This window comes from Aeromonas sp. 75A, from assembly GCF_051919425.1.
Lineage (GTDB): Bacteria > Pseudomonadota > Gammaproteobacteria > Enterobacterales > Aeromonadaceae > Aeromonas > Aeromonas veronii.
This window is the reverse complement of record NZ_JBQBES010000001.1, coordinates 1-2624: the sequence shown is the minus strand read 5'-3', so window position 1 is coordinate 2624 and position 2624 is coordinate 1. Positions and strand designations below refer to the sequence as shown.

Here is a 2624-nt window from a genome sequence, read left to right as displayed (position 1 = left end):
TAAACACAGTAGCCTGGATTTGTTCTATCAGTAATCGACCTTATTCCTAATTAAATAGAGCAAATCCCCTTATTGGGGGTAAGACATGAAGATGCCAGAAAAACATGACCTGTTGGCCGCCATTCTCGCGGCAAAGGAACAAGGCATCGGGGCAATCCTTGCGTTTGCAATGGCGTACCTTCGCGGCAGATATAATGGCGGTGCGTTTACAAAAACAGTAATCGACGCAACGATGTGCGCCATTATCGCCTAGTTCATTCGTGACCTTCTCGACTTCGCCGGACTAAGTAGCAATCTCGCTTATATAACGAGCGTGTTTATCGGCTACATCGGTACTGACTCGATTGGTTCGCTTATCAAACGCTTCGCTGCTAAAAAAGCCGGAGTAGAAGATGGTAGAAATCAATAATCAACGTAAGGCGTTCCTCGATATGCTGGCGTGGTCGGAGGGAACTGATAACGGACGTCAGAAAACCAGAAATCATGGTTATGACGTCATTGTAGGCGGAGAGCTATTTACTGATTACTCCGATCACCCTCGCAAACTTGTCACGCTAAACCCAAAACTCAAATCAACAGGCGCCGGACGCTACCAGCTTCTTTCCCGTTGGTGGGATGCCTACCGCAAGCAGCTTGGCCTGAAAGACTTCTCTCCGAAAAGTCAGGACGCTGTGGCATTGCAGCAGATTAAGGAGCGTGGCGCTTTACCTATGATTGATCGTGGTGATATCCGTCAGGCAATCGACCGTTGCAGCAATATCTGGGCTTCACTGCCGGGCGCTGGTTATGGTCAGTTCGAGCATAAGGCTGACAGCCTGATTGCAAAATTCAAAGAAGCGGGCGGAACGGTCAGAGAGATTGATGTATGAGCAGAGTCACCGCGATTATCTCCGCTCTGGTTATCTGCATCATCGTCTGCCTGTCATGGGCTGTTAATCATTACCGTGATAACGCCATTACCTACAAAGCCCAGCGCGACAAAAATGCCAGAGAACTGAAGCTGGCGAACGCGGCAATTACTGACATGCAGATGCGTCAGCGTGATGTTGCTGCGCTCGATGCAAAATACACGAAGGAGTTAGCTGATGCTAAAGCTGAAAATGATGCTCTGCGTGATGATGTTGCCGCTGGTCGTCGTCGGTTGCACATCAAAGCAGTCTGTCAGTCAGTGCGTGAAGCCACCACCGCCTCCGGCGTGGATAATGCAGCCTCCCCCCGACTGGCAGACACCGCTGAACGGGATTATTTCACCCTCAGAGAGAGGCTGATCACTATGCAAAAACAACTGGAAGGAACCCAGAAGTATATTAATGAGCAGTGCAGATAGAGTTGCCCATATCGATGGGCAACTCATGCAATTATTGTGAGCAATACACACGCGCTTCCAGCGGAGTATAAATGCCTAAAGTAATAAAACCGAGCAATCCATTTACGAATGTTTGCTGGGTTTCTGTTTTAACAACATTTTCTGCGCCGCCACAAATTTTGGCTGCATCGACAGTTTTCTTCTGCCCAATTCCAGAAACGAAGAAATGATGGGTGATGGTTTCCTTTGGTGCTACTGCTGCCGGTTTGTTTTGAACAGTAAACGTCTGTTGAGCACATCCTGTAATAAGCAGGGCCAGCGCAGTAGCGAGTAGCATTTTTTTCATGGTGTTATTCCCGATGCTTTTTGAAGTTCGCAGAATCGTATGTGTAGAAAATTAAACAAACCCTAAACAATGAGTTGAAATTTCATATTGTTAATATTTATTAATGTATGTCAGGTGCGATGAATCGTCATTGTATTCCCGGATTAACTATGTCCACAGCCCTGACGGGGAACTTCTCTGCGGGAGTGTCCGGGAATAATTAAAACGATGCACACAGGGTTTAGCGCGTACACGTATTGCATTATGCCAACGCCCCGGTGCTGACACGGAAGAAACCGGACGTTATGATTTAGCGTGGAAAGATTTGTGTAGTGTTCTGAATGCTCTCAGTAAATAGTAATGAATTATCAAAGGTATAGTAATATCTTTTATGTTCATGGATATTTGTAACCCATCGGAAAACTCCTGCTTTAGCAAGATTTTCCCTGTATTGCTGAAATGTGATTTCTCTTGATTTCAACCTATCATAGGACGTTTCTATAAGATGCGTGTTTCTTGAGAATTTAACATTTACAACCTTTTTAAGTCCTTTTATTAACACGGTGTTATCGTTTTCTAACACGATGTGAATATTATCTGTGGCTAGATAGTAAATATAATGTGAGACGTTGTGACGTTTTAGTTCAGAATAAAACAATTCACAGTCTAAATCTTTTCGCACTTGATCGAATATTTCTTTAAAAATGGCAACCTGAGCCATTGGTAAAACCTTCCATGTGATACGAGGGCGCGTAGTTTGCATTATCGTTTTTATCGTTTCAATCTGGTCTGACCTCCTTGTGTTTTGTTGATGATTTATGTCAAATATTAGGAATGTTTTCACTTAATAGTATTGGTTGCGTAACAAAGTGCGGTCCTGCTGGCATTCTGGAGGGAAATACAACCGACAGATGTATGTAAGGCCAACGTGAGGTGCTGATCTCTTGACACTGCACGAGGAACTTAACCTTAGCAATACGTAACTGAACGAAG

4 protein-coding genes and 1 pseudogene are annotated in these 2624 nt (G+C 44.6%); 3 read left to right on the top strand and 2 right to left on the bottom strand.

Annotation, left to right across the window (positions count from 1 at the left end; all coding sequences use genetic code 11):
- Window positions 1–85: 85 nt before the first annotated feature.
- The 3 genes and pseudogenes from ACTG2T_RS00025 (at window position 86) to rzpD (ending at window position 1327) form a co-directional block, all read left to right on the top strand.
- Window positions 86–409, top strand: a pseudogene (locus ACTG2T_RS00025) (phage holin, lambda family).
- Window positions 393–869, top strand: coding sequence for a glycoside hydrolase family 24 protein (locus ACTG2T_RS00020; RefSeq protein ID WP_000229403.1), 477 nt, complete (start codon window positions 393–395; stop codon window positions 867–869). Before ACTG2T_RS00025 ends, ACTG2T_RS00020 begins: the two are co-directional and overlap by 17 nt.
- Window positions 866–1327 carry a prophage endopeptidase RzpD gene (gene rzpD, locus ACTG2T_RS00015; RefSeq protein WP_000092275.1) on the top strand — a complete coding sequence of 154 codons (462 nt, stop codon included), beginning with the start codon at window positions 866–868 and terminating at the stop codon, window positions 1325–1327. The genes ACTG2T_RS00020 and rzpD overlap by 4 nt, the downstream gene beginning before the upstream one ends.
- A gap of 31 nt (window positions 1328–1358) precedes the next feature.
- Here the strand turns inward: rzpD and bor are convergent, their stop codons facing one another.
- Together bor and ACTG2T_RS00005 are read right to left on the bottom strand one after the other, a co-directional pair.
- On the bottom strand, window positions 1359–1652 hold the full coding sequence (gene bor / locus ACTG2T_RS00010; protein ID WP_000738492.1) for a serum resistance lipoprotein Bor: 294 nt from the start codon (window positions 1650–1652) through the stop codon (window positions 1359–1361).
- Between the two features lie 289 nt (window positions 1653–1941).
- Window positions 1942–2352, bottom strand: coding sequence for a DUF1398 domain-containing protein (locus ACTG2T_RS00005; RefSeq protein ID WP_012775990.1), 411 nt, complete (start codon window positions 2350–2352; stop codon window positions 1942–1944).
- Window positions 2353–2624: the final 272 nt, after the last annotated feature.